General features: G+C 46.1%; 21 protein-coding genes. 7 read left to right on the top strand and 14 right to left on the bottom strand.

Going from position 1 to position 26,968, the window contains the following annotated elements:
• Window positions 1–13: 13 nt before the first annotated feature.
• The 9 genes from ACDJ59_RS03765 to hcp all read right to left on the bottom strand — a co-directional run bounded on the left by ACDJ59_RS03765 (window position 14) and on the right by hcp (window position 12,121).
• Entirely contained in the window at window positions 14–2,062 is a 2,049-nt protein-coding gene (locus ACDJ59_RS03765; protein WP_413407722.1) for an iron ABC transporter permease, read from the bottom strand.
• Window positions 2,059–3,060 carry an ABC transporter substrate-binding protein gene (locus ACDJ59_RS03760; RefSeq protein ID WP_413407721.1) on the bottom strand — a complete coding sequence of 334 codons (1,002 nt, stop codon included), beginning with the start codon at window positions 3,058–3,060 and terminating at the stop codon, window positions 2,059–2,061. The genes ACDJ59_RS03765 and ACDJ59_RS03760 overlap by 4 nt, the downstream gene beginning before the upstream one ends.
• 176 nt (window positions 3,061–3,236) lie before the next feature.
• Complete coding sequence (locus ACDJ59_RS03755) at window positions 3,237–3,779, bottom strand: CueP family metal-binding protein (protein WP_413407720.1); 543 nt, start codon at window positions 3,777–3,779, stop codon at window positions 3,237–3,239.
• A gap of 313 nt (window positions 3,780–4,092) precedes the next feature.
• The gene (locus ACDJ59_RS03750; protein ID WP_413407719.1) at window positions 4,093–4,881 is read right to left on the bottom strand and encodes a collagen-like protein; all 789 of its coding nucleotides are present in this window, start codon (window positions 4,879–4,881) and stop codon (window positions 4,093–4,095) included.
• A 252-nt stretch (window positions 4,882–5,133) separates the two neighbouring features.
• A complete protein-coding gene (locus ACDJ59_RS03745) occupies window positions 5,134–6,159 on the bottom strand; it encodes an NAD(P)/FAD-dependent oxidoreductase (protein ID WP_413407718.1) in 1,026 nt (341 codons plus the stop codon).
• Window positions 6,160–7,176, bottom strand: coding sequence for an ABC transporter substrate-binding protein (locus ACDJ59_RS03740; RefSeq protein ID WP_413407717.1), 1,017 nt, complete (start codon window positions 7,174–7,176; stop codon window positions 6,160–6,162). It lies immediately after the preceding gene.
• Between the two features lie 102 nt (window positions 7,177–7,278).
• Window positions 7,279–8,904 carry a helix-turn-helix domain-containing protein gene (locus ACDJ59_RS03735; RefSeq protein ID WP_413407716.1) on the bottom strand — a complete coding sequence of 542 codons (1,626 nt, stop codon included), beginning with the start codon at window positions 8,902–8,904 and terminating at the stop codon, window positions 7,279–7,281.
• 223 nt (window positions 8,905–9,127) lie between these two features.
• Entirely contained in the window at window positions 9,128–10,531 is a 1,404-nt protein-coding gene (locus ACDJ59_RS03730) for a PTS transporter subunit EIIC (protein WP_413407715.1), read from the bottom strand.
• A 297-nt stretch (window positions 10,532–10,828) separates the two neighbouring features.
• Window positions 10,829–12,121, bottom strand: a complete 1,293-nt coding sequence (gene hcp / locus ACDJ59_RS03725; protein ID WP_062835656.1) for a hydroxylamine reductase — start codon at window positions 12,119–12,121, stop codon at window positions 10,829–10,831.
• A 309-nt stretch (window positions 12,122–12,430) separates the two neighbouring features.
• Between hcp and ACDJ59_RS03720 the strand changes: the two genes are divergently transcribed.
• Together ACDJ59_RS03720 and ACDJ59_RS03715 are read left to right on the top strand one after the other, a co-directional pair.
• Window positions 12,431–15,082: a cation-translocating P-type ATPase gene (locus ACDJ59_RS03720; RefSeq protein WP_413407714.1), complete on the top strand. Its 2,652-nt coding sequence runs from the start codon at window positions 12,431–12,433 to the stop codon at window positions 15,080–15,082.
• 273 nt (window positions 15,083–15,355) lie between these two features.
• Window positions 15,356–16,678, top strand: coding sequence for an MFS transporter (locus tag ACDJ59_RS03715; RefSeq protein ID WP_413409714.1), 1,323 nt, complete (start codon window positions 15,356–15,358; stop codon window positions 16,676–16,678).
• A gap of 156 nt (window positions 16,679–16,834) precedes the next feature.
• Here ACDJ59_RS03715 and ACDJ59_RS03710 read toward each other — a convergent pair whose 3' ends face one another.
• Entirely contained in the window at window positions 16,835–17,491 is a 657-nt protein-coding gene (locus tag ACDJ59_RS03710) for a DUF2625 family protein (RefSeq protein WP_413407713.1), read from the bottom strand.
• 102 nt (window positions 17,492–17,593) lie between these two features.
• On the opposite strand from ACDJ59_RS03710, the gene ACDJ59_RS03705 reads away from it, so the two are divergent.
• Window positions 17,594–19,081: a DUF5123 domain-containing protein gene (locus ACDJ59_RS03705; RefSeq protein ID WP_413407712.1), complete on the top strand. Its 1,488-nt coding sequence runs from the start codon at window positions 17,594–17,596 to the stop codon at window positions 19,079–19,081.
• A 130-nt stretch (window positions 19,082–19,211) separates the two neighbouring features.
• Here the strand turns inward: ACDJ59_RS03705 and ACDJ59_RS03700 are convergent, their stop codons facing one another.
• The gene (locus ACDJ59_RS03700) at window positions 19,212–19,715 is read right to left on the bottom strand and encodes a GGDEF domain-containing protein (RefSeq protein WP_413407711.1); all 504 of its coding nucleotides are present in this window, start codon (window positions 19,713–19,715) and stop codon (window positions 19,212–19,214) included.
• A 118-nt stretch (window positions 19,716–19,833) separates the two neighbouring features.
• Here ACDJ59_RS03700 and ACDJ59_RS03695 point away from each other — a divergent pair, with 118 nt between their 5' ends.
• The gene (locus ACDJ59_RS03695; RefSeq protein ID WP_413407710.1) at window positions 19,834–21,048 is read left to right on the top strand and encodes an MFS transporter; all 1,215 of its coding nucleotides are present in this window, start codon (window positions 19,834–19,836) and stop codon (window positions 21,046–21,048) included.
• Window positions 21,041–21,604: a TetR/AcrR family transcriptional regulator gene (locus tag ACDJ59_RS03690; protein ID WP_413407709.1), complete on the top strand. Its 564-nt coding sequence runs from the start codon at window positions 21,041–21,043 to the stop codon at window positions 21,602–21,604. The genes ACDJ59_RS03695 and ACDJ59_RS03690 overlap by 8 nt, the downstream gene beginning before the upstream one ends.
• An 85-nt stretch (window positions 21,605–21,689) precedes the next feature.
• Here ACDJ59_RS03690 and ACDJ59_RS03685 read toward each other — a convergent pair whose 3' ends face one another.
• Window positions 21,690–23,324, bottom strand: a complete 1,635-nt coding sequence (locus ACDJ59_RS03685; protein WP_413407708.1) for a nucleoside hydrolase-like domain-containing protein — start codon at window positions 23,322–23,324, stop codon at window positions 21,690–21,692.
• A gap of 335 nt (window positions 23,325–23,659) precedes the next feature.
• On the opposite strand from ACDJ59_RS03685, the gene ACDJ59_RS03680 reads away from it, so the two are divergent.
• Window positions 23,660–24,310, top strand: a complete 651-nt coding sequence (locus ACDJ59_RS03680; protein WP_413407707.1) for a hypothetical protein — start codon at window positions 23,660–23,662, stop codon at window positions 24,308–24,310.
• Between the two features lie 34 nt (window positions 24,311–24,344).
• Window positions 24,345–24,902, top strand: a complete 558-nt coding sequence (locus tag ACDJ59_RS03675) for a DUF1697 domain-containing protein (protein WP_413407706.1) — start codon at window positions 24,345–24,347, stop codon at window positions 24,900–24,902.
• A gap of 135 nt (window positions 24,903–25,037) precedes the next feature.
• Here the strand turns inward: ACDJ59_RS03675 and ACDJ59_RS03670 are convergent, their stop codons facing one another.
• On the bottom strand, window positions 25,038–25,481 hold the full coding sequence (locus ACDJ59_RS03670) for an Hsp20/alpha crystallin family protein (protein WP_413407705.1): 444 nt from the start codon (window positions 25,479–25,481) through the stop codon (window positions 25,038–25,040).
• Between the two features lie 191 nt (window positions 25,482–25,672).
• Window positions 25,673–26,875 (bottom strand): MFS transporter, encoded by a 1,203-nt coding sequence (locus ACDJ59_RS03665; protein WP_413407704.1) that lies wholly within the window; start codon window positions 26,873–26,875, stop codon window positions 25,673–25,675.
• Window positions 26,876–26,968 lie beyond the last annotated feature (93 nt).

Here is a 26,968-nt window from a genome sequence, read left to right as displayed (position 1 = left end):
TGGTTTGAACTATTTATACAGACTTGCGCCAGTTAGAACGATACATCAGATACAAGAAGTACGGTGTTCCGATGATCGCAATGAGTATGCCTGATGGAATCTCTGTCGGTGCCATGACGGTTCTGCCGATTGTATCGGCGAGCACCAGCATGACTGCACCCGCTAATGCGGATAGGAACATCGAACGTCTTAACTTATTCCCCGTCAGTAACCGAACCATATGTGGTGCAATCAGGCCGATAAAACCAACGGTTCCTACACAAGCAACCGCACCTGCTGCAAGTAATACACCCACTGTCATGGCTAATAATCGTGTACGACGTACTCCGAGACCAAGCCCGGATGCACTATTGTCGTCAAATACCAGCAGTTCGAATCTGCGTGCCAGCCACCAAGCCACCGGTACCAGAATAACTAAAAATAATCCGATAACCCTCACCTGTTCCCAGGTACGAGCATAGGTGCTTCCTGTCAGCCAGATATATCCGCTGCTACCGTATACCGCACCACGGACAATCAGAATCTGAATACCTGCTCCAGCAATGGCAGACATTGCAATCCCCAGCAACACAACCGCCGAAGGGTTCAGTCCTTTCTTCCAGGCGAGGGAGAACACCACCACTGCAGCAATGGCTGCACCGATGATTGCCGCAATTGGCAGCAAGTATATCGGAAGACCCGGCCATAAGATGATGACCATCATCGCTCCAAGCCCTGCACCTGAGGACACACCAACAATTGAAGCATCTGCCAGCGGGTTACGTACCGCCATCTGAATGAGCACACCGCTAATTGCCAGGGCAGCTCCTGCACCTGCGGCAACAAGTGTACGCGGAATCCGAAGCTGAATCAGCGCGGAGAACAGTCCATCGGATTGGAACAGACTTGGTAACCAATCGGCCAGCGGAATTCGCATACCGCCAAACATCGTACTGAGCAAGATAAGCACGACCGTTATGACTGAAAATAATACAGCCATCGGGCCAAATGCAAAGCGACGAGCAGCTCCTCCTGTGCTCATTGAAGTTGACATGCCTGATCCGTTTGCCGCCTTCATGCGTGTAAGAACAAGCCAGATGAGCCACGGTGCACCAATGATTGCCATAACAGCACCCGTTGGCAGTTCCATGCTCGAGTTATGCACCATCTTGGCGAGGACATCTGCTCCAACCAGGAGCGCTGCGCCCCATATGAACACACCGGGTAAAAGTAATCGGTTAGAACGTACACCACTCAATCGAACCAGATGTGGTGCGACCAGTCCCACGAAGCCAATCGGCCCAATTACACTTACAATCACGGCGGCCAGCAATACAGCGAGAATTAACCCTCCTGCACGAGCCAATCCAACCTTTTGCCCCAAGGAAGAAGCCGTTGATTCATCCAACTCCAGCATATCCCACTGTCTGGACAGGACTAACGCGAGAAGGGTAATACCAACCACCCAAGGCAAAGCATAAAACACACCACTCCAGTCATTCTGGACAAGTGTTCCGGAGCCCCAAAGGAACAACCCTTGTGTCTCCATGGAGAAAAAAATATGTAATGCACTCGTAAATGAACCAAGGACCATCGATACAATCATACCGGATAACGCAAGTCGAACCGGGCTTGATGTTCGTCCGCCGCCCATGAAATAAGCCGCAAATGCTGCCAGCAAACCACCTAGGGCTGCGAAAAGAAAAGGCGACTGACTTAATAGACCTGGAAAAGCGATAGCTCCCAGCACCACCACAAAGTATGCGCCTGCATTAATGCCCAGCGTATCTGAAGCAGCCAATGGATTACGAGTAATCGTTTGCAGCAAAGCGCCCGCAACAGCCAGTGCGCCACCCGCAAGAATACCGATCACTGTACGCGGCATACGCAAGTCCCAAACCATATTGTGCTCTAATGAATCCTGTCTTCCTGTAAGAGCGTCCCAAACGACATGCAAAGGAATGGAAGCTTCTCCATAACACAGACTTACAAAAAAAAGCACGATGAGAGCGGTTAGACCGCCCCCATATATGCTTATTGTGCGCCAATTCATAGCTGGCTTAGATCCTTGAACCGAACTCATTTGGTAATCGCCTCGACTACCCCATCAACCAATACTTTGGAGGAGATCGGTCCACCAAATGTCCATGTTGTGCTATCGAGTTGATATGTGCGTTTTTCCTTCACAAAGTCCAGTCCGTTCCAAACCGAGTTATCTTTCATGGCTGTGCCAAAGACGTCATCGTCTGGCTGTGTAATATAAATGAAGTTACTGTCCTTCACATCGGTTAAGGATTCAATGCCTACTGTTGAGAAGCCATAGTTCTCAACTTTGTCCGGCTGCCAATCGTTAACCAGTCCGATTTTGTCCAATGTACCAATCACAACCGAGTTATCGGTAAACATACGCAGGCTGACTGCATTTTGATATGTGAACGCTTGTGTCAGTGCAAAGTTGAAGTTTTCTTTCCCCGCAGCAGCCAGTTTTTCTTTGGCTTCTACATAGTGCTGATCGAGATTACTCAGAACTTCTTTTGCTTTGTCTTCTTTACCCAGAGCCGTTGCAATGTTATTAAAGATCTCTGTCATCTTGTCATAATCATAGCCGTCACCATCATACGGATCATATTCAATCGTTGGTGCAATTGCATTCAGCTGATCGTAGACCGCTGTGTTATTATCTGCATTAGCAATGATGAGATCTGGCTTCAATGCAGCAATAGCTTCCAGATTTGGTTCACTGCGTGTTCCGATATCCGTTACACTGTCATCCAGTGCTGCTTCGGATGTTACCCACACTTTATAGTTAGCGTTATCTGCATTACCTACTGGTTGAACACCTAGGGCAACGACATCTTCCGTATATGTCCATTCAAGCGTAACGACACGTTCTGCTGGCTTGTCCAGCTTAAGCTCTCCACGTTTATGCTTCACGGTAACAGGACCTGCTGTCTCTTCAGCCGGAGCACTACCCGAGTCACTACCTTGACTTGTATCTGTTGTAGTCGTGGTTTTACCACAACCCGCCAAAACCAGCACAAAGGCCAGCATAATCAACAGTCCATTCAACCCTTTTTTCATATCTCTTTTCTCCCCTGTTAATATGTATTTATATGATAACAATTATCATTATCACTATTGGATTATGCCGTAGGAATGGATTTTTGTCAATGGAAAGTACCTTATTCCCATTCTTTTATCAAATAAAAAAGGAAAGGGATAGCTCAATGGCCATCCTTCCCTTCTATTGATTGCTGTTAACTCAACTGCATCGTAGTGATGCATGTATTATCATTTTCATATGTAGACAATTGCGTTTCTGCAACCTTTCCATCTCGAACAATACGAATCAGATAGGTTCTGTCTCTAGGCACCCAAAAATCCATAAATCCGTTTGCACCAGACTTCATCACTTCATCTTTCATAAGAGTGTTGCCTTGAGAATCGTGAATGGTAACGCTGAATTCCTTATTGCTCATTTCCCCCTGACAACCGGTCAAGCTATGAATTGCACAGGGATGGGTCTGGTCCACATAAGGTGCAATGGAAAGGAAAAATTCATTTTCAGGCAAATCGTATGTAGTGGTCTTTTTATCCTGATCGGTGACGATTAACTGTTTGGCATTAATGGAGGCAGATTCAGGTGTCTCTTTACCTGTGCTGATATCTTCCACCAATTTTCGGATGTTGGGCGCATTGGCTGTACCCGCCTCTTCCTCGCCCGTATTGCTTGCAAACAGATAGGTTCCGATTACAATCACAACTGCAACACTTGCAATGATCCACATTTGTTTTTTCATCTGGAGTCCATCTCCTCGTCCGTTTTCATCAAGTATAATGGAGAACCAACCATCATGGACTTATACAACAAGAAATTCACCAGATTATCACATTATAGGTACGAATCTCTTCGCATCATAGTTGATTGGTTCGAATGGTAGGCTGGGCTCTGGAAACGCAGAGAGCAGCGGTGAAGTCTATGAGCTTCATCGTCCCGCCACTCTCCAGTGCCTACTAGTTCAGACTATTTTGCTGAATAAATAGACTTATTGACTGGATAAAAGACATAAACTTTTATTTTTATGCTGACATACACTATATTGAGAATCGGAATTAAGGAGTCAGTTTTAGAATGGTCACAGTGGTATTCAGATTGTTATGCAACTGTGCAGGAGTTGCATTCGCATTTACCAGCTGGATCGTGGTCGGAACCGTTGTAACCGTAACAATAACTTCAGCAGATATAGGTCCACCTCCATTACCTGTGAATGGCACAGGTGTTATGGGCGTTCCATTTACCGTGAGGTTGAAATCCGCATTGCCCTGATTATGAATGCTAAAAGAGATCAAGTAACTTCCTATTTCATTGATTGTTATCGTCGAGGATGGCGGTACAAAAGTAAATGCACCTCCAACATTAGCCAAAACACCGGTTAAAGTTATTGGAGCGTTTCCTGGAACTGTGTCAGTACCTGTGCCAGGATCTGCTCGGAAAACACTTAGGAAATCGGAAATTCCAGCCCCAACTGGACCGGCCGGACCTGTTGCTCCTGCTGGGCCTACTGGGCCTACTGGACCTACTGGACCCACTGCTCCGAGCGCGCCTGCTGGCCCGACTGGCCCTTGTATACCCGGAATCCCTTGCAGTCCTTGTGGTCCCGGTATCCCTTGAGCACCGGTCGCTCCTTTGAGACCTATCGGTCCTTGTGGCCCAGGTATCCCTTGAGCGCCAGTTGCCCCTTTTGGACCTATTGGTCCTACTGGTCCAGAAATTCCTTGAGCGCCTTGCGGTGCATTAACAACAACCTTAGGTCTAACCTTTACCACCTTAACCTTAACACGACAATGCATGCTTTGTTTAAATTTACGTCTACAAATGCGTTTTCCATGACGATTTAACATTGAACTCACCTCCGTGATATTTCTCCACATACTATGTGTATCCATCACGAGGGGCATAGACTATTAACTATAAATTAGAAAATTATAGTGCCTATAATGAGTAAATTGGTCTATGAATCCAGTCAATAACATGAATGCATAGACCAATTTTCAATATAAAATGCAGATAAAAAAACCAGTCGAACACGAGATACTCTCGAGGTTTGACTGGCTTTTGCTATGTTTTTCCCTTTCGCACAGGTTCTTCTTATTTTACAATAGTGCTTTGTTTTTCTCATAAAACCGGGCATTGTGAGAAGATACACCCGCCATGTCGGAAGCAGCAGGTTCCAGATACGTCTTGGCACTGTTGACTGCGAGCACCGCATCGTTAAAAGCACCTGCAATCAGCCTGACTTTGCTTCCATAAGTGATGAAATCACCCGCTCCGAATATGCCTGGAATGTTGGTACGCATGCGCTGATCAACGGACACGCCGTAGTCTTCCCGCGCCAGTCCCCATTGCACGAGGTTACCGAAATCACGATCATACCCATGGCTTACGACAACTTCATCCACTTCAACATGTGTAATTTCACCAGTTTCTACATGGGCCAGCTCGACACGATCTATTTTGTCACCTGTACCGTATAAGCGTGAGATGTTAAATGGCGTCATGACGTTGGCTTGAGCTTTCATCTGTGCAACTGGCGACTCGTGTCCGGTAAACTCATGACGCCTGTGTGCTACCGTAACTTCACTTGCGATCTTGCCCATTTCATTCGCCCAGTCGACTGCGGAATCGCCACCACCCGAGATCAGAACACGCTTCCCGGCAAATCGGGATAGATCAGTTACGGTATAGTGCAGGTTCGTCAGCTCATACCGATTGGCACCCTCGACATCCAGCTTTTGCACCTGGGTCATGCCTCTGCCCGCACATAACAGGATGGTACGTGTGTAATGGCGCTCCCCTGTTTTGGACATGAGTACAAATACACCATCCTCACGTCGTTCAAGCTCAGCAATTTCCTGCCCAAACACAATCGTTGGATCGAACGTTCTCGCCTGTCTCTCCAGCGATTCAATCAGCTTCTCACAGCGAATCGGATCAATCCCGCCCACATCCCAGATCAGCTTCTCCGGGTACGTACGCATGAATCCACCCAGTTCCTGTTTGGCTTCAATGATTTTGGTACGCATGGCTCTCATGCCACTATAAAAGGAGGCGTACATGCCAGCAGGTCCACCACCAACGATGGTAATATCGTAGATATCCAAGTGTGTCTCCGTTGTCATTTAAGGCACCAACTTTTCAACAACATAGTCCATCAATTTTACAGAGCCAATCGGACCCACACCCGATACAAATTGGCTTGTCTTCAACGGGAAGACATGATCATTCTTCACAGCCTCCAGATTCGACCACACTTGGCTTGCTTTCAGATCTTCCATAGATTTCTTCGTGTCATAACCTACGAGGGTTCTGTCTTCCAGGAAAATATAATCTGGATTCATCTCAGGCAAGAATTCCAGTGAGAACTGGCTAAACCAATCTGTAGAATCTTTAATAACTTCAGGACTATTCAAACCCAGGATATCATAGAAGAAAACACTGCTGCTTCCTCCTTTGGGACCCATGAAACGGTAACGATTGTGCTCAACCCGGAGAACCAATACGGTCTTTTCTCCCAAGGCTGCCGCGATTTTCTCTTTCGCTTGTGAGGCTTTCTCATCGAATTCAGCCAGTACTTTGGCAGATTCTTCGGTCTTATCGAATATGGCAGCCAGCTTTGGCATAGCACGCTTCATTTCACTGTTGGCATCCAGTGCCACCGTAGGAGCGATTTTGGACAATTCATCATATACGCCCTGTTCCATACCTTCGCCAGCGGTAAGAATCATATCCGGTGACAACGCAAGCAACTGCTCATAATTATATTGATATTGCTCGACTTCAATGATCTGGACCCGGTGTTCTTTCAAATAATCAGGACGGTATTCCGCTTCAACTTCTGGAGTTAACAAGACGATTTGGGGTGTAACACCCATCTCAATCAGATACTCGGCATAAATCGAATCAAACACAACCAGATTTTGAGGATGAGTTGGAATCGTTACTTCTCCAAACTGATCCTTCACCACCTTAGTCCCACTTTCAGTCGCTGTTTCTTCTGCAGTACTCGCTGCTCCTTCAGTTGAAGCCCCTGCTGTTCCAGCTGTAGCATTCTCTTCCTTGGTTCCACCGGAACATGCCGCCAACATCATACTGATCACCAACAGCATGATGCCCAACCCTTTAAATCTTCGTGACATGATATACTTCGCCCCTTATGTATATTGATAATGATAATTATTATCAAATAGTATCAAATAAGAAGTGTTGCTTCCATAGCATATCGTGCGTACTCAGTTGGATTATTGTGCTCTCTCATGAAAAGATTCCGTAAAATGGCGAATGATCTGATTAAGAATCAGAGTGTGTCCCGTTATTCCGTGACCGTCTACCCACAGGTGAGTATCTACGTAAAATACCCGATTATTTTTCACAGCCTTCAGCTCGTTCCATTGCGGACTCTCCCATAGTTTCCTCATATTCTCTTCAGCACTGAAGTGCTGCATGATCCGCTTCTCCACAAAGAGGTAATCGGGATTGGCTTGTGTGAGCAGTTCAAGCGAACAAGGGTTAAACCATGCTGTACCTGAATCCAGTGCTTGCGGCAGTGTTAATCCAAGCTGTTCATATAACAAGTGTGATACCCCGTGTGAATGCCCACCCAGATATCGATAACCAAACGCTTCTACCCTCAGCAGCATGACAGTGGACGCGGATTGGATGAAGGGTTGCAACTGTCGCTTAGCTACGCTGACTTCGTGTTTCATCTGCTGATGCAGTCTATAAGCCTCATCTTCTTTATAAAACCAGGCTGCCAATTGATTGAGCATTGGTTCTACATCTTGATGAAGTCCGGTTAGAATCGGTGCAATTGTGCGCAACTCCCTTTTGACCTCTTCCGTCAATACGTTTCCTATCAACATCTCCGGTTGAACTTGTCGAACAAGTTCTATCTCCACCTCATACTGTGTAACCTCCAGCATCTGCACTCCATGCGCTATAAATTGTTCATGGTGATGTGGGGACAGCAGGATCGGGGTGACCACTACGGCATGGGGGATGACACCCAGATGAATCATAATTTCTGCACAGATTGGAGAAAGTGACACCATCTTGCGCTGCGTCATCGTCTGCCTATATATCTTAGGTGATACGCCAGTCAACTGTTTGAAGCGTCGGCTAAAATAATGAGCATCTTCAAATCCAGATTTTTTGGCAATATCCTGTGAGGTTGCAGCGGTTAATAACAGTTCTTCCTGCGCGCGATAGATCCGGTAGTGGGCCAGATAATCCAGAGGTGGCTTACCATATCGCTCACTAAATTTGCGGGAATAATGCCATGGACTAATACCGGCGATCTGAGCTAACTGTGTACGTGTAATGACCTGATCATAATGCTGCTGCATGTAGTCAATGGAGCGAAGTATACCGTGTTCTGGCTTCAACTCGTCATCCGGCTGTTTCCGATACAGATTTCTTAATAATTCATATAACAAATGCTGATGGCCAACCCTTTCTGCACTCTGATCCTGTGTATGCACTTCACTCCAATGCTGAATGATACTTGCCAAACCTCCACCGGACAGTTGCACTTTCTGATACGCCTCTCCTGACGGTAACCGCCATTCGAACTTCTCAGCTTCCCGTCTATCATGCAGCACCGAATATGTATCGAACTGAACATGCCAGCCTGCCAGATCTAGGTTGCCACCTTCAATGACCTCCATTACGGAGTTCTCTTCAAGCGCAATTAATTCTCCATAGGAAACGTGAACTCGATGTCCATTTATATTCCAGATTGCTTTTCCATCAATGATAAATATCAAGGTGTGACTGAGAAAGTGATGCAGCTCGCCTTTTGTTATCCATGCGTTGCTTAGTGCATTCGTTGACTTCCATTGAGCAATCCATTCCATGTTGTCAGACATAGGTTATCCTTTCAAAGGGATTAGTAATCCAGATTTATAGGTTTCACTATATCAAAATACATGACAACTCCATAACCAATAAGCTATGGCTTGCATAAAATGGTGGACAGCTACTGAGCATTTCATATTTGTATTATTCAGATACAAAAACAACAAAAGGCCCGTACCATCAGGTACAGGCTCTTTATTACAACTTTAATACTACTTTTTCAATTAGTATGTTTTACGTATTACTCAATGCTGGGTTTCGGTGACCCCTGTCCCCGTTTCTGTCCATTCCTGCCATCCAATACGTCAGTCCACCTGAGACACCAAACGCAATAACCACACCAATGCAAGTGTGTAACAGATTCAGGCTACCCTCTTCGATGAAGAGCGGGAGGCTGACCAAGCTCGGATTCCCCACCATAGCAAATGCCTTGACAGATAACAATCCGAAATATAGTCCACCCGCAGCTCCACCCAGCAATGCCGCGTAGAAAGAGGATCTTTTTCTCATGTTGACCGCATACAATGCAGGCTCTACCACTCCAAGGATGGCTGTTCCAGTAGCCCAGAAAGCCAGTCTTCTGGATGCTGGCTCTTTCGAGCGGATTCCGTTTGCAAGCGCAGCCCCCGCTTGTCCAACAATCGCCACTAACATGGCAGCAATCACCATAGAACCACCATTCATAACCATTTCATTAATGATGATGGCAATCAGCCAGTAGTGTAATCCCATAATTAACATTAACGAGAAGATAGCTCCCAGTAACATCACCGACAACACTGGAGCATTAGCTACTAGTGAATCCAATGCCTCCGGCAGATATTCATCAATCCAGGTACCGATAGGACCAAGTATCATCAATACTAGCGGAACAAGAATCAGTAACGTCAGGAATGGAGCAACCATCCATTTGGAAAATTTTGGACTTATTCGCTGAACGGCTTTTTCCAGATAGGCCGCTGCACAGATCGTTAGAATGACCCAGATGGGCGTAGAGTAAAAAGCAGGCTGGGACACAAGTGGCACACCCAGGAAATGAACCTCTTTTTCCCCTGACATCAGCATAGTCATCTCCGGATGGAACATCAATCCGCCAATAGATGCTGCAACATAGATATTGCTCTTCAACCGATACGCTGTGCTGATTGCTACCAATACAGGCAGTAGATAAATAACACTATTTCCAATGATACTGAATATCGTAAAGGTCTGGCTGTCCAGCAGTGCAGAAGAATCCGCTGAACTGTACGTTAACGTAATTATAGCCAGTAAAATCTTAATAACAGCGGCTCCGAGGATTGCAGGCATCAAGGGCCTGAATACATCGGATACAAAATGTAAGATCGAGAACCTGTTCTTCTTCGCGTGTCCTGCTTCCTGCAATGCTGTTCCTTCCTCTTCCCCCACGCCCTGAAGCGCATTGTAGATCAGAGAAGATTCATCTCTAATTACCAGATGACACTGCTCACTTGTTACCCGAATATCTACCACATACTCTGTGGAGGCAAGAACCGACATATTCAATCGGGTACTGTCCTTCAGCGCCAACGTCGTTGTACCCTTATCGTGTTCTACGAGCTTGATGTTCTCCTTGCCACCTGCGAGTTTCAACCAATTTTCAATCTGTGTGTTATGCATTATGTACGATCTCCTCATATTACGGTAAACCCGTGTTTTGTGATGTGTTATGATCTAATATGCCTCTATCTATATACACATTTCCATGAAAAAACTTCAATAGGATAAAAAAACTAATTTCCCTGACATTGCATGTTCATTTATACAAGGTATATGGACCTATGAAAGTCGAAAAAGCAAAAAAGCCTACTCTTATGTAGGCTCTTATCCATCTGTACTTATGAGTCATACTCTTCATACTCACAACCGAGATTGGCAGTCATCAGATGGCGATGCACGTAAATATACATCCTCATCCTATGACAGTGCCAACATCGCGTTCATATCTTCTTCTGCCGTTGTAATTAACTTCAGACCAAACATATCTACGAGTACATCCAAGACACCTTCCGATATGAACTCAGGCGGTTTTGGTCCAATTCGAATGTCCTGAATGCCAAGACTGAACAGGCCAAGCAGGATCGCAACTGCTTTTTGCTCAAACCAGGACAGCACAATGCTGACAGGTAACTCGTTCACGGTACAGCCAAAAGCATCCGCCAAAGCCATTGCAATTTTCACCGTAGAACCGGAATTGTTGCATTGACCCAGATCGATATAACGCGGTATACCCGTGTCTCCAACCGTACCATAATCCACATCGTTGAAGCGGAACTTACCACAGGAAGTCGTCAGAATTACGGTATCATTCGGTAAAGATGTCGCGAGTTCACGATAGTAGTTGCCACCTTTGCCTGGCGCATCACAACCAGCAATAACGAAGAATCGACGGATATGACCGTCTTTCACCGCCTGAATAATTTCGGGTGCAAGTCCAATCACGGTCTCATGATGGTATCCTGTCGTTAAAACTTGCTCGGACTGTACATTAGCCGCAGGCAGTGACAATGCGCGTTCAATCAGGGGTGAGAAGTCATCCTCTGTAATTTTGGCAACGCCCTCCAGACCCGCCACTTCGTATGAGAAAAAGCGGTCTGCATATGTGCCTTTGATCGGCATAACACAGTTCGTCGTTGCGAGAATAGCACCCGGGAATTGTTCGAACAGTCTGCGCTGATCGTACCATGCTTTACCGATATTACCCTTGAGATGGGCATATTTCTTCAGCGCCGGATAACCGTGTGCAGGCAACATTTCCGAGTGCGTATAGATGTTAATTCCTTTTCCTTCGGTTTGACGCAGCAACTCCTCCAATGCATACAGATTATGCCCTGTCACCACGATGCACTGTCCTTCGATCTGGTTCTGGCTAACCGTAATCGGTTGCGGTACACCAAAGCGGTCCGTGTGCGCACGATCCAACACATCCATAATGCGGATTGCTGCATTACCTACCTTCATCGCCATCTCCAGATGTTCCTGTACATTAAAATTCGAGTTCGTTAATGTCATATATAATGCCTCATGTGTAATCCGATCCACCTCAGGATCAGAATATCCCAACTGGCGTGCATGTGTCGCATAAGCAGCGATGCCTTTTAACGCAAAAATCATCGTATCCTGCAAACTTGCTATTGTTTCGTTTTTGCCGCATACCCCTACCACGGTACACCCGCCACTCGGCGTCTGTTCGCACTGATAACAAAACATATGGTTTCCCCTCCAAACTTAGATTTAACGCAGTTCGTTATGTAATAGCGTAACAGACCCTGATATGAGCTAGTGTGATGGTGCACACAGTTTCTGATCCAACATCTATATATAGTTCTCCAGACTATCATCCAAACTGGAAATAATAACATTCAAAAAAAGGCATATCTCGGATCATTATGAAAAATACTGTGTACAGCTAAAAACGTATAAATCCATAATCTTAAAAAAATACGAAAATGAAACGATTCTAGATTTTGCCCGTAAGGGTAATACACAGAGAAATCTAATATTCAAGGAGCTGGTCAATTGCAACATTACAGACACAGTGCGGAGGAAACCCTTCAGGATGTACAGAGTTCCTCCAAGGGACTTACGACCTCCGAAGCTGCCAAGAGAATTGAAACGGAAGGATATAACGAGTTAAAAGGTAAAGATGCAACACCAGTCTGGAAACTGTTCCTCGAAAATTTTAAAGATCCGATGGTCATTGTGCTGCTGATTGCAGCCGCGGTACAGGTTGTCCTTGGACACCTGATTGAATCGTTGATCATATTCCTGGTTATTTTGCTCAACGCGGTAATCAGCGTAGTTCAGACCAAAAAAGCAGAGAGTTCGCTTGACGCGCTGAAACAAATGTCTGCACCCGAAGCCAAGGTCATTCGTGACGGGCAGAAAAAGACCATTCCAGCAAGGGAACTTGTTCCCGGTGATATTGTTATGCTGGATGCAGGTGATTATGTCCCGGCAGATGGACGTATCCTGGAATCAGGAAGTTTGAAAATCAACGAAGGCATGCTGACCGGAGAATCCGAAGCTGCGGAGAAACACGCCGATACCATCCCGGATGAAGCTCCAATCGGAGATCGTCGCAATATGGCCTTCAGTGGCTCACTCGTCGTATATGGACGGGGCATGCTTGTCATTACAGGTACGGCTCTCAAAACAGAAATCGGCAAAATTGCCGAACTGATTGAAAATGCCGAAGCCAAAAACACCCCATTACAGCGCAAGTTGGAATCATTCAGCAAAAAACTGGGCTTTTTCATCCTGGGCTTGTCGATTCTCATCTTTGGCATTGAAGCCGGTCGTGTATGGTTGACCGAAGGTACGGAGAATATCGGGCCATCCATCGTAAATGCACTGATGTTTGCTGTAGCTGTTGCGGTTGCTGCCATTCCTGAGGCACTTTCCTCGATTGTGACTATCGTATTGTCACTTGGAACAAATAAGATGGCCAAACAACATGCGATCATTCGCAGACTGCCTGCCGTGGAGGCGCTCGGTTCTGCCAGTATCATCTGTACAGATAAAACAGGAACACTAACCCAGAATAAGATGACTGTCGTCGATTATTATATTCCTCATGGCACCAAAGACGAATTCCCCGATGATCCCGATCAGTGGTCGGAAGAGGAACGACGTTTGTTACATATTGCAGTGCTCTGCAATGATTCAAATATTAACCAGGAAGGCAAGGAACTGGGTGACCCAACCGAAGTGGCCCTAATTGCCTTCAGCAACCGGGTGAACAAGGATTACAATGAAATCCGTGACCAGTTCCCGCGTGAAGCTGAGCTTCCTTTTGACTCGGATCGAAAGCTCATGAGTACGGTGCATACGTTTGAAGGACAGACGGCTTTGCTGACCAAGGGTGGACCGGATGTGCTGTTCAGCCGCTGTAGTCATGTATTTATCAACGGTGAGGTTCAGCCCCTCACACCCGAGATTCGAACACAGTTCGAAGAAAAAAATGAGGCCTTCTCGAAACGTGCCTTCCGTGTGCTAGCCTACGCGTACAAAAAATTCGATGATAAAAACCAGGTCACCATTGATGACGAGCATGATCTGACACTTGTTGGTCTGACAGCGATGATTGACCCACCGCGTGAAGCGGTATACGGTTCTATTGAAGAGTCCAAAAAAGCGGGCATTCGCACCATCATGATCACTGGAGATCACAAAACAACGGCTCAGGCGATCGGTGTGGATATCGGCCTTGCCGAACCGGATGACCTCGCCATTACCGGAGCCGAACTGGACAAAATGTCTGATGAGGAGCTGGATCAACAACTCGAACATATCTCGGTTTACGCAAGGGTATCTCCTGAAAACAAAATCCGGATTGTTCGTGCTTGGCAGCGTAAAGGCAAAGTGGCAGCCATGACCGGAGATGGAGTTAATGACGCACCCGCGCTGAAACAGGCCGACATCGGCGTAGCGATGGGTAGCGGAACAGATGTCGCCAAGGATGCGGCTGCCATGATTCTGACGGATGATAATTTTGTCTCGATCGTGAATGCGGTCAGTGTTGGACGGATGGTATTTGATAACATCAAAAAAGCCATCGCATACCTGTTCGCCGGTAACCTCGGCGCGATTATCGCCATTTTGTTTGCCTTGATCGTCGGCTGGGTTAATCCATTTACGGCCCTTCAGCTGCTGTTCATCAATCTGGTGAACGACTCCCTGCCTGCCATTGCTTTGGGTACAGAGAAACCCGAGCCAGATGTCATGCGGCGTAAACCGCGCGATATTAACGAAGGCATCTTCGCAGGCGGAACCCTGCAAGCTGTGATTACACGTGGTGTCCTGATTGGTGCGGCTGTTATTGTGTCCCAATATATCGGACTTGGCATCTCGGAGGAAATCAGTGTGGCTATGGCCTTCACAACCTTGATTCTCGCACGCAGTCTGCAAACATTTGCAGCACGTTCCAACACACAGACCATCTTCCAGGTGGGCTTTATGACCAATAAGTTCGTGCTTGGTTCCATCCTCGTGTGTCTCTGTCTCTATGCAATCACACTGATTCCTGGTGTTCGCGGCGTCTTCGCCATCCCGGATACGTTCGGCTGGAATGAGTTCCTGATTGCAGGCGGACTTGCCCTTGCTGCCGTCATTCTGATGGATGTCATCAAGTGGATTCGCAATCGCGGTAAACAAGTTACTGTGGCGTAAAAGTCATAGGACGTACCTCTTATACTAAAAATCTTCATGTAGAAATAGGTGCCCTTTGTCAGGGCGCCTATTTGTTTATTAATCTATGAATTATCGTCTCACAGCACATAAATTCAACATGTAATTCAAGCGAGAAATGGTATGACATTATTGCCATATGATAAATTTGGGTGTAAAATGATATATTGCTTTTCATCACATTTTCATCAAAGCTCAATCCGAATTCATATTCATACCCAAGACAGGAATGGTACCGTGAAAGATAAAATTGTCATGCCACTCTGGACGTGCTGCTTATTCATCGTTGTGATGAATACCACCATGTTCAATGTTTCTTTGCCAGTCATTATTCATGATCTGCAGATTACCTCGGACCTGGGGTCTTGGGTCATCTCAAGTTATTCAATTGGTTACGCCCTGTCGACGGTGATCTACAGTCGATTATCAGACCGTATCCCGGTACGCAAACTGTTAACAGTCGGGCTTCTGATCCTAGGGTTATCTTCATTGCTGGGGTTGTTCGCGCATAACTTTGCGATCCTGTTACTGACACGTATTCTGCAATCTGCGGGTGCAGGAGTTATGGCCGGTCTGGGTCTCGTCATTGCAAGTCGTTACATCCCGGTGGAACGACGCGGAGCTGCCATCGCGCTGATCTCATCAGGTAGCGCCATGGCTTTTGGACTTGGCCCCATTGTCGGCGGACTCATTAGCGAGTACTGGGGCTGGAACGGACTTTTTGCCATAACCGTGCTTGTCCTGCTCGCTCTGCCTGTATTGCTCTATTTTCTCCCCCGTGAATCCGTCAAAACAGATCAGCCGTTCGATGTTATTGGTGCCATATTAACCGTCATTAACGCCACTACACTTCTGGTCGCGATCACCCAGCAGTCCTGGTTGTGGTTTGCCATTGGCGTTATTTCACTTGTTGTACACCTCCTGTATATTCGGAAAGCGAGTCTTCCATTTGTGAATCCACAAGTGTTCCGAACGCCAGGATATACCCGGTTAATCCTTATTGGATTCTGCGTGCTGGTGGTGAATCTGGGCAATCTGTTTTTGATGCCACTTGTGCTTGCTGATCTATATGGGCGCTCTTCGCTCGCCATTGGTTTGCTGATTGCTCCTGGGGCAATCGTTGCAGCATTCTGCACCCGTTTCGTTGGACGGTGGATCGACCGTTATGGCAATATGCGATTTATGATCATCGGACACATTCTGCTTGCCGCTGTACTTGCCCTATTCATGCTCGGACTTGATCAGTCCGCCTTGATCATTACCAGTGGTTATCTCTTTTTCTCACCGGCACTCTCAGCATCTATGGCTTCCTTGAATAATGAAGCGTCACGTGTGCTTCCCAAAGCCCAGATTGGTTCAGGTATGGGGATGTTACAATTGATCCAATTCTTCGGTGGTTCGGTGTCTGTAGCCGTGTGTGGGCTGCTGCTACACAGCATTCCGGGAGTCTCGGTCGAGGAAGCTTATCATGTAGTGTATGCTTGTCTGTTGATCATCTGTGTTGTTTCACTCGGGCTGACCATCTGGCATAGCAAAGCTTCACGCCCAAGCATTAAACCTGTTACATTGGACAATTAATAATTGATGTTTAAAGTTCAGAACCAAAAAGGCCCGCGCCAAGCGCGAGCCTTTTTTAGTTTGGAACAGAAATGCCGTTTTTTTAAAAAGTGGATCACTCAATGAACTTGAACTTACCGGTTACTTTCCTGATTTCATCCTACAGCAGCATGCCAACTATTTACCGTCCAGTGCGAACTTCCAGGCCTCCATTATGCTAATTGGGGTTTTACTGCTGCTCTTGCCGTCACCTTCCTGCGTCCAAAGTGGTGGATAATACGCAAATACTTGTCCTGTCTGGAGCTGAGACATATCCTCTTGCCAGCCTTTCCAGCGAAATGTCTGATAGAACTGCTCTAGATCGCCATTCGCCAGCCAGTTGATGAAACCTGAATATGCCAGTTCTGTCGATTCCCATTCGAGTGTATCCGGTGCAAAATAATAAATGTGTCCCGTGCGGCCATACTTGCCTGTATCCAGTCCGAAGAAACCACCTGCCGCATCATATGCAACGACCATCATACCTTCCAGTACATCTACCCAAGGTTGCTCACTCACACCATTCCAACTGGTGAGACTCCCAGATGTACTGTCACCACCCGCACCAAGCAGCGTGATCCAGCCATGGTCCAGTACAATACCTTCTGTCTCATAAGCAACAGCCCCCAAATAGGATTTGGTGCTTATTTGCAGACGATAGAGGGTATCCTCTCCAGCCTCTTGTTTTGCTGGAACATACACATATGTATTTTGCCCGCTATTCAGGAGTTCCTTGAGTTCTTCCCATGCGTGATTCTCACGATCTACTAATTCAGCTATCGTTAATGTATTCATGAGCAGTCTCCTCGCTGATTTTATAAGAGCATATCATGGGTTATTAACCCGTTCAAATCTGCTATAATCTATCTTCAAAGCTAAATTCAAGGGGGAAACGATTTGATTCGCGTAGTTATACTTATGATTCCGATTCTGATGGTGCTCGTATCCGGTTGTCAGAATCATACATCTGCCATGAAGGAACCCGCTTCTGTTCAAAAGTCTGATCCCCAGGTCATCCATTACATATCACCCCAAGGAAACGACTCGAATAAAGGAACCATTCAATCTCCTTGGAAAACGTTGCAGCACGCAGCCGACCACGCTTCGCCAGGAAGCACGATCTATTTGCGTGAAGGTGTCTATCATCAGAAAGTCAAAATCACCCAGAGCGGTAATTCTTCCGCTAATCCAACCCTATTTTCAAGTTATCCTCAGGAGCAGGTTATCATTGATGGTACAGGTTTATCTGTCCGGGGCATTGAAGGGTTGATTGAAATTGAAAATGCCAGTTATATCACGATTCAGAATCTCGAAATTCGTAATTTTACAACCACACTTGGGGGCCAAGTTCCAACCGGGATCTATGTCCACGGAGCAGGTGAGCATATTCAGCTGTTAGGCAACACCATACACGCGATTGCTAGTTATGCAACTCCTGAAGGTCCCGATTTGCGGGGCAGGGATGCCCACGGTATTGCCATATATGGCACAGAGCACCCTCAAGCTTTACGCGATATCATCATCAAGGATAATGAATTGTATGATCTCACACTTGGTTCAAGCGAATCACTCGCAGTCAACGGTAATGTTGATACGTTTGCCATACAGGACAATATCATCCATGATTCCGATAATATTGGTATTGATCTGATCGGGTACGAGGGTACGTCCGAGGACGACACGTACGATCAGGCCCGGAACGGCATTGTACGAGGTAACGAAGTATACGATATTACGTCCAATAACAATCCCTCCTACGGTACAGACCTGCCCAATGATACCAACTCGGCCGGCGGCATCTATGTAGATGGCGGGAAAGATCATATCATCGACCAGAACCGGGTATATCGGAGCGATATCGGAATTGAGATTGCCTCAGAGCATGCCGGACGTTCAACCAGCAACATTACCGTGCGTGATAACCTGATTTATTCCAACAGATTGACGGGTATTGCCATGGGAGGTTATGACGAGGAACGAGGAGCTACCGAGGATAGCAAGATTATGTACAATACACTTGTGGGAAATGATACCCTGAATGCAGGCAATGGACAGTTATTCATGCAGTCACGGACAAAGAACAATACATTCATTCGTAACATTCTCGTATCAGGCAGCTCGGAAGTACTGATATACAACGAATATACTAGCAATACCGGCAATGTGTTTGACCATAATGTCTATTACTCACCAGGTGAGCAGGAAGATGCCCTGTGGGTTTGGAAAAATAAAGCCTACTCCGGCATCGCCGCCTATATCAAGGGATCTGGCAATGATGCACACTCCATATATGTGAACCCGGCATTTATGGATGAACCGAGCGAAGATTTTCGTCCTCAGGCGAACTCTCCGGCTAAGGCGTATGGTTACCTTGCTCCGCGATAAATTAACCCTGAGTCTGCCATCTCAACTTAGTCAATCTGTGTCACGCAAATAAAAGGAGCCTGTGCATGTGGGATCATCTCCCTCATCATGCACAGGCTCCTTTTTGCTTTCTTTTGATGCAATCCAATCCTTAACTTTTTACCATCTGAGCTGCATGTGTCACCCGGTTTCGTCCTCCGGTTTTGGAGGCATACAGGGCGTTAAGAATGACAACAAATTCCTCTCCACCGTAACGTGCAACCACATCCGTACTTCGCGACAACGATTGCAGCAGCCCTGCCAGATTACCGAGCACCAGATCTCCGATCGGATGTCCGTACGTATCATTAATGCTTTTAAAATGATCAATGTCCACCACCAGAAGGGAGAAATAACGTTGTTTCTCCTGGAACATCATTAAACTTTCAAGCATTTTTTCCTGGAAAAACCTGCGGTTCTTCAATCCTGTCAACAAGTCGGTGGAGGCCAGTGTCTCCAACTGATCATTCACTTTGATTAACGCCTGCTCTTTAATTTTATATTCCTCATGCAGTCGTTCAAGCTCCTTGTTCGCTTCTTGCGTCGCTTGATACAGCTCCTGTAGTTTCGTTTTGGTATGCAAAATATCCTTCTCATGTTCGATTCGCTTACGCATGACTACAACGACACAATTTGAACCCCTGCTCTGAATATGCGCTTTACAATCTGACTATCGTCAGGTAAAATCAGTTCAACATGTCGCGCGACAGAGATCAACATTACGGAGGAAAACCATGAGTACTTCAACACATAGCTCTATACCTCAGCAACTCTGGGGAAGATCATTCCTATTTATCATGTTAGCCAACGCATTATTGTTTATGGCATTTGAAATGTTGCTTCCCACCTTGCCTTTGTTTGTCTCAAGTCTTGGTGGCGAAGCCTCCCAAATTGGGCTTGTTACCGGCGTATTTATGTTTTCTGCCATCTTGATTCGACCCTTCACTTCTGTTTTGGCAGCTCGAATAGATAAAAAATATCTATTGATTATCGGCATCACTATCTGTTCATTAATGACAGGCGCATACTACCTATCGTCAGGTATTTGGATGATTCTTGTATTTCGAGTGATCCACGGATTCGGATTTGGTTTGGCAACGACATATTTTGCAACGATTGCCACTGAAAACATACCAAGGGATCGCCGGGGAGAAGGTATGGGGTATTTCGGCGTAGGGGAGACGGTCGCTATATCCATCGGTCCATTGATTGGAACAAGCCTACTGTTTAGGTACGACTACCAGAGCCTGTTTATGGGAGGTATGTGCATTTTGCTGTTAGCTCTCCTGATGACTGTGTTTGTATCCAGAAAGCCGAAAACAGGAGGTAGTAGCGAGTCTATGCAAACTCATGTCCCTTCGGTGAAACTGATTGAAAAGAAGGTACTCTTCCCTTCCCTTCTCATTATGCTCGTTGGCATTGCAGCGGGTTCAATCATGTCCTTTGTAGCTTTATTCGCCGCCGAAAGAGGGTTCGAGAATATAGCCTGGTTTTTCTTCATCGTCGCCATCGCAAGCTTCGCCGTTCGACTGTTCTCGGGAAAAATGTTTGATCGATGGGGACCAGGTTCCGTGTTGTTACCTTCTGCCGTGTTCGCAATCGCGGGGCTACTGGTTCTGATTATCGCCCAGAGTGATGTGCAATTCCTGATCGCCGGCGCGTTATACGGCTTTGGTTTTGGTGCCATATTCCCGGCGATTCAGACCTGGTGTGTGAATCTTGTAGAAGAACATGAGCACGAAAGTGCGATGGCTTCCTTCTTTAACTTCTTTGACCTCGGAATTGGCGGTGGTTCGTTGATTCTCGGCGTGGTGGCTTCTGCATTTTCCTATACGGTGGTGTATGCTATCTCTATAGGCATTTTTGTGGTATATATCTTGTTATATTTGGTATACTCCCAAAAACAGCAGAGGTATACAGCTCGCCAACTGGAGGTAGACATTGAGTAAAAAACGAATCAAGGAAATTGCCATTCAACATTTTAATCGTCTGGGTTACGAGGGGACCAAGATGGCGCAGATTGCCGAAGAGGCAGGCATTCGCAAGCAATCCCTGGCTTATCACTATTCATCCAAAAAAGCGTTATTGTTGGAGTTATATGAGGAAGTTGTGCAGGAGGAACAACAGTTTGTACGCCAATTTTTCAGCGACTCTGTTACCCAAACTCTGGATCAGCAGCTATATGCCTTTTTGCATGAACACAAAAATCGTTTCCTGACGAATCCAAACGTTTCTTTTATGTATATCCTGTCCTTTATAACACCGCTGGAGGTGCATGATTTTGTGCTGGCCCAGTATCGAACGTACCTCGGGACACTGAAGGAAGAGCTGGCAGCCGTATTTACCAGACATTCCGATATACGCCTGAGTCCGGAAGAAGCCACCGTAGCTTTTGTCACCGTGATGGATGGATTGGATGTACAGCTCGTGTATGAGACTCGGCAATCCTATGAACAAGCTTTGGCAATCACCTGGAATGTCTTCTGGTCAGGCATCCAGCGTTAACGGATCAATTACGATCAGACTACATAAATAAGAGGGGCGTCCCACCAGCCATGTTGATGACTTTTGGGATAGCCCCTCTATTTCTTTATTTCACAGTTAGGATCACACGTTGATAATGCTTCAACTGATGCTCTCCATCATCCTGTACTTCGGCAACGATATGAAGGGTATCACCCGATTTGGCATCGTCAGGAACGGTAAATGTCACCGCTTCGGTGTCACTGCCCTGTAATTTTATCGTATCCACCTGCTCATCCTTGGCAAGTTCACGATGCAATCCAAGCTGCAGGTCACCCGCCATTTCAGGCTGAACTTTGTTCGGTGTTACTTTGGAATCCTCATAAGTGTCCGCTTCGAAATATCTCCACCACGTATAGGTCAGTTGATCTCCATCCGGGTCTTCACCCTCCGCGTGAAGAGTAACTTCCTCCCCAGGACTAACACTAAGATCCACCCCTTCCTTAATCGTTAAAGACGGATTATGGTTGGCACCTTCGTAAGTGTCTGCAACGGCCCAGTCTGCACGTGCTGCAAAATCATCCTGCACATCGTCAAACCATCTCATCAGAGAGTATTCGGCTTCATAGCGTTTGGTGTACGGATCGTAATCAAGCACATTGTTTCTAAATAACTTGTCGTTCACAACGCCAAAGCGTCCACCCCAACCGCCGTAGGAAGGGTCTTCCATACTGCGCAGCCCATTATCGATCAGATAAAAGAAGGAAGGAGAGTCACCTTCAGATATAAAATCGTACTTGTCATATTGCGGATTGTTCTTGAGATATTCAGCACTTCCCCGTTGTTCTTCGGCCAGTTCGCCTTCGATCATTTTGCCGTCACCCATCGATGCATACATATCCATCAGCTTGCCATGTCCGTTCAGGATATTCTTGACCATCCAGTCGCCATGAAGCTTACTGTTCACTTCTTCGGCATGCATCTTCCATGCATAGGCAAAATGCCAGAAGTTTGATTGGTCGTTGAGAATACGGATACTCGGCCAATTCTTCGCAATGTATTCGTTGTAACTGTCATCCTGATCCAGAATGATATACAGGACCAGTTTGTCACTGACTTTTTTGCGAATCGCATCCCACTCAGCCGTGTCCTTGTACTGTTCTTCAATCGATTTTAGCGCTCTGGCTGTGGTATTGGTGCCACCCCATGTCTGAACAATCAGATCACGGGAGTCATCGTCGAGGAAAAGAGTTTCGAGGAACTCGGAACCTTCCGTTTCCTTCTCCATCTCCCCTTTATCGGAAATATTACCGATCTTGGTCATCGCTCGAAGCTGTTCCGGCTCCGGATAACCTTCCGCATGTTTGGACAAGTTCGGGTAGATCTCGCCATAGGCATCGATCATGTCGTAGACCCACTGTGTACCTGTCCAGCGGAATGGTTGGATCCCTGCTTCCTCATCTCCAGCATAATGATATACCGAACTGGTTAGTACAATTCCGGCAAGGTCCATCTCATTCGAATACAAGAGGAAACGAATCACGGAGTTCATATCATCCACTTCACCGTCGGTTGTAATCACTGTTCTGCCTTTGGCAGCTTGGTTGTTTGCAGGTTCCTGGGTTTCATTCTCTGTCTGTTCTGTCGCCTGATTTGGTGTGTCACTCGCGGTTTGTGGCGCTTTGGATGCGCATCCACTAATCACCAGGATGATACTGAGACAACCTGCGGCAAAACCGTTTAACCATTTTCTCTTGTTCATAATGCTCCCCTTTCTTCTGTACAGCGTGATGTTAGTGTGGGTTGGAAATAAGTACGTCCTCTGTTTTTTCTATCCTTAATATGGACCGTAGAATACAAAAAAACCCGAACAACATTATGAATGGAACAAAGTCCACACATAGTGATGTTCAGGTTTTGCCTGCCCGAAGCAGTAACAATCCTTATTTGAGTGAAAGTATATCATGTCCACTCATGAATGTAAACGTATTCAAATGTTTTTTTGAATTTATCTTTGATATAGTATAATGCTTATAGCCAAGAATCAAACGAATCGGCCTGTTATTATATCAATGTTATTCGGAGGAATCAGACATCATGCAACAACTGGATGCGGCCTTGAGCCGTTTAGTGGAACAGCAGGATTTATATAATGAAGCTTATGGACTTTTCAAAAATCATGATCTGCGTCCCCGCGAACAACATCACCAGCCGGAAGTGGATACTCGAATACCTCTTTCTCCAGAACTTCAGTATCTGTACAGTCATTATGAAATGATGGATGCGGATGCGGAAGGTACACTCAAAATGAAAAATGCCGCCGTCGAAATCGGTGATGCCGCACTTATTTTCTTTGTCGCACCTGAACATCTGCTTCGTCAGCAACTGGGGTTCCGCTGGATTGGCATGAATGAACCTTATGAAGAGTCCTCCACTTGGCCAAAAAATCACGTCGTCATCGCAAACTTTAACGATGATCCGTTAATTGTAGATGTGGAAGCACCAAACTCTCCTGTATATGCCGCTTTTACAGGTGGAGAACCCAATCGTGTTGCTGATTCGCTGACTGATTTTTTCAGTGCACTAGCCATCCTGATTGAAGCGGCGCGTACCTATGCCGGAGAAGTAAAAGATGAAGAAACCTATGAAACCAAGCCCGAGTATCTGGAGCAAGTGGAACCTTTATTGCAAGATCTGTTGGGAGAAGAGTATACCGCTCATCTTTTCGAGTATCTGTCCTTTTGTTAAAACGGTGAATTAAAGGAATTGGAGGGGCGCCCATATGATCTATGTAGCCTTGTTGCGGGGTATTAATGTAGGCGGGAACAATAAAATCAATATGAAACAGCTGAAAGAAACATTTGAACAAGCAGGCATGCTGGATGTCGTTACCTATATCAACTCTGGCAATATTATTTTTGCCGATCATCAGGAACATGCCAATGCGAATGTGGAGATATCCCATGTGTTAGAACAGGCCATCGCCGCCGATTTTGGCTTACAGATCAGGGTAATGGTGCGGAATATGGATGAAATTCAATCCGTTATTCAGGCGCTGCCAGAAGAATGGGTTAATGATGACACAGCCAAAAGTGATGTGATGTTCCTATGGGATGAGATCAATGATCCCTCCGTGCTGAACCAACTGCCCATCAAACCGGAAATCGGCACACTAATCTATGTTCCCGGAGCGATTTTATACTCAGTCAGCAGAGAAGATGCATCCAAAAGTGGCATGAACAAGCTTGTGGGATCCAAAGTATATGCCTATATGACGGTTAGAAATGTGAATACCACACGTAAGATCTATGCCCTGATGCAAGCAGCAGCAGAGAAATAACTCGGAACCAGCCCAATGGATAGTCAGTTATGTATCGTCCAATTCATTTGAAAAATAAAGCATGCAGAAAACATCCTTATGGATGTCTCCTGCATGCTTTTTGCCGTGTTAGGAAACTATTTTTTCCACTGTATATTAGTCAATCTGAATGCGTCTGCGAGATTGATCATCACCAGGACGTTTCGGAATCTCGAGCTTCAGCACACCTTCTTCCAATTTGGCCTTAATGTGCTCATCATCAATATGATCAACATAGAATCGCCGGATAAACTCGCCGGAACGGCGTTCCTGCCGTATGATTCGATTGGAGTCATCCTTCTGCTCCACTATATCATTGCGTTTGGCACGAATAATCAATTCATTACCTTGAAACTGAATGTCTATGTCCTCTTTGGCAATGCCCGGAAGCTGGGCTTCTACCGAATATTTGTCTTCTTCCTCACGAATGTCGGTCCGGAATGGCTGGGAGCCAGTTCCAAAAGGGGAGAGGAATGAGTTCTCAACCATGTCATTGAAGGATTTCAACATGTGTCCGAACGGGTCTTCATTTCGTTTACGAAACGGAATCAGATCAAACATGAAAATCAGCTCCTTTTGTGTGGTTGTTTTATTGGTGTTGCTTACATTGATTATTATAATACCCGTGCAAATAAGGCTCAAAGTCTGTAAAAGACGAAAAAAACCGATTTTCTTTCATCATGGTTCACTATTTTAAAATAGATCCTTTTTTCTTTTATTTTGACCTTATTTGATCTTCTGACTTTGTCTGACTATAACGTATGAATGGAGTCCGCTACAGTATTGGATTGATTCTTCCGCATTCCCAGCATCATGATTGCCAGCAAGACAACCAGAACAGCTACGAGCATAAATGGAACATGTTTGTCCACCTGATAAAGTGTCGTTGTAAGTAAAGGCGTAATGACGGCGGATATCCCCTGAATCGCTGCTACCAATCCCGCTGCACCTCCCTGCTGTTCTTTGCTAACTGCCAGCGAAGCACCCGCCATGAACCCAGGCATCATTAGACCTGAACCCATGCCAAACAGGAAAAACGAGAAATAATACATGGATAACACATTGAAGACTAAAAACAGGATCATGCTTGCGATCAGGAAAAGGGACCCGAGCAAAATCATCGGACGTGGCTGCCATTTCAACCACTTCATCTGAACGACCTGCATGATCAACATCGCTGCTCCAGAGAACATGAGTCCAAACGAAACCATTCGAGCCGTCGCCGCTGAGGATAGACCCAGTTGATCCTGAAAATAAAATCCTCCGACAACCTGTAGTGTCATGATACCCATCATCGTGACCAAGCCGGCAGCAAGGTACATTCGTAAACCGCGTTGGAACGGGTTGACTTTAGGCGGTTTTGCCTGAATGACCGGTTTGGCTGACGGGATTAACAGCAAGGCAATAATAAACGTAGCTATCGCTATAAAAATGCCAAAATAAAGCGGCCAGAGCAGACCGATAAGGGTAAATGCTCCTGCAATCGCAGGTCCAAATACCAGGCCAAGTCCATTCGCAGCGCTGATAATCGCCATTCCGCTTCCCCGCTCTTCCCCTTCTGTTACATCACCCATATAGGCCTGGGCAGAAGAAAGTACAGCCGGAATGAACATGCCAATCAGACTGCGCGTCACAATCAGAAGGGTTAACAACACGCCCCCTCCGATCCAAGCATTCAATCCACCGTACAATGCCAGTGCAAATAATGCACAGCTCACAGACATACCTATAAATCCAATCAATATGATGGGTTTTCTTCCTCTTATATCACTCCATCTGCCCCATACCGGAGCCATGCAAGCCATCATAATGGACCCAAGCGAGATAATAAGACCGGAATGGCTTTCTTTCATGCCCAACTCGCGAATAAGTGGTGGCATAATGGGTGCAATTAGCATCAGACTCAACATGGCTGCAAATACGCTAAAAAAAATACTTCCTCTGATTCTATTCATGTTTGTACACTCCTCTATATTTCAGTACAGTACCCACTGTACCTGGAGTATACAAGGCTGAGAGAATCGCCACTGCCTCTATACGGAACAATT

The sequence above is a fragment of the Paenibacillus amylolyticus genome, assembly GCF_047302515.1.
Taxonomy (GTDB): domain Bacteria; phylum Bacillota; class Bacilli; order Paenibacillales; family Paenibacillaceae; genus Paenibacillus; species Paenibacillus amylolyticus_G.
The sequence above is the reverse complement of the archived record's forward strand: the minus strand, read 5'-3'. Positions and strand labels throughout refer to the sequence as shown.

What these genes read in the sequence shown, in the direction of transcription:
- ACDJ59_RS03765 (WP_413407722.1), bottom strand. Translation starts at nt 2,062, where the DNA reads ATGAGTTCGGTTCAAGGATCTAAGCCAGCTATGAATTGGCGCACAATA.
- ACDJ59_RS03760 (WP_413407721.1), bottom strand. Translation starts at nt 3,060, where the DNA reads ATGAAAAAAGGGTTGAATGGACTGTTGATTATGCTGGCCTTTGTGCTG.
- ACDJ59_RS03755 (WP_413407720.1), bottom strand. Translation starts at nt 3,779, where the DNA reads ATGAAAAAACAAATGTGGATCATTGCAAGTGTTGCAGTTGTGATTGTA.
- ACDJ59_RS03750 (WP_413407719.1), bottom strand. Translation starts at nt 4,881, where the DNA reads ATGTTAAATCGTCATGGAAAACGCATTTGTAGACGTAAATTTAAACAA.
- ACDJ59_RS03745 (WP_413407718.1), bottom strand. Translation starts at nt 6,159, where the DNA reads ATGACAACGGAGACACACTTGGATATCTACGATATTACCATCGTTGGT.
- ACDJ59_RS03740 (WP_413407717.1), bottom strand. Translation starts at nt 7,176, where the DNA reads ATGTCACGAAGATTTAAAGGGTTGGGCATCATGCTGTTGGTGATCAGT.
- ACDJ59_RS03735 (WP_413407716.1), bottom strand. Translation starts at nt 8,904, where the DNA reads ATGTCTGACAACATGGAATGGATTGCTCAATGGAAGTCAACGAATGCA.
- ACDJ59_RS03730 (WP_413407715.1), bottom strand. Translation starts at nt 10,531, where the DNA reads ATGCATAACACACAGATTGAAAATTGGTTGAAACTCGCAGGTGGCAAG.
- hcp (WP_062835656.1), bottom strand. Translation starts at nt 12,121, where the DNA reads ATGTTTTGTTATCAGTGCGAACAGACGCCGAGTGGCGGGTGTACCGTG.
- ACDJ59_RS03715 (WP_413409714.1), top strand. Translation starts at nt 15,356, where the DNA reads ATGCCACTCTGGACGTGCTGCTTATTCATCGTTGTGATGAATACCACC.
- ACDJ59_RS03710 (WP_413407713.1), bottom strand. Translation starts at nt 17,491, where the DNA reads ATGAATACATTAACGATAGCTGAATTAGTAGATCGTGAGAATCACGCA.
- ACDJ59_RS03700 (WP_413407711.1), bottom strand. Translation starts at nt 19,715, where the DNA reads ATGCGTAAGCGAATCGAACATGAGAAGGATATTTTGCATACCAAAACG.
- ACDJ59_RS03695 (WP_413407710.1), top strand. Translation starts at nt 19,834, where the DNA reads ATGAGTACTTCAACACATAGCTCTATACCTCAGCAACTCTGGGGAAGA.
- ACDJ59_RS03685 (WP_413407708.1), bottom strand. Translation starts at nt 23,324, where the DNA reads ATGAACAAGAGAAAATGGTTAAACGGTTTTGCCGCAGGTTGTCTCAGT.
- ACDJ59_RS03680 (WP_413407707.1), top strand. Translation starts at nt 23,660, where the DNA reads ATGCAACAACTGGATGCGGCCTTGAGCCGTTTAGTGGAACAGCAGGAT.
- ACDJ59_RS03675 (WP_413407706.1), top strand. Translation starts at nt 24,345, where the DNA reads ATGATCTATGTAGCCTTGTTGCGGGGTATTAATGTAGGCGGGAACAAT.
- ACDJ59_RS03670 (WP_413407705.1), bottom strand. Translation starts at nt 25,481, where the DNA reads ATGTTTGATCTGATTCCGTTTCGTAAACGAAATGAAGACCCGTTCGGA.
- ACDJ59_RS03665 (WP_413407704.1), bottom strand. Translation starts at nt 26,875, where the DNA reads ATGAATAGAATCAGAGGAAGTATTTTTTTTAGCGTATTTGCAGCCATG.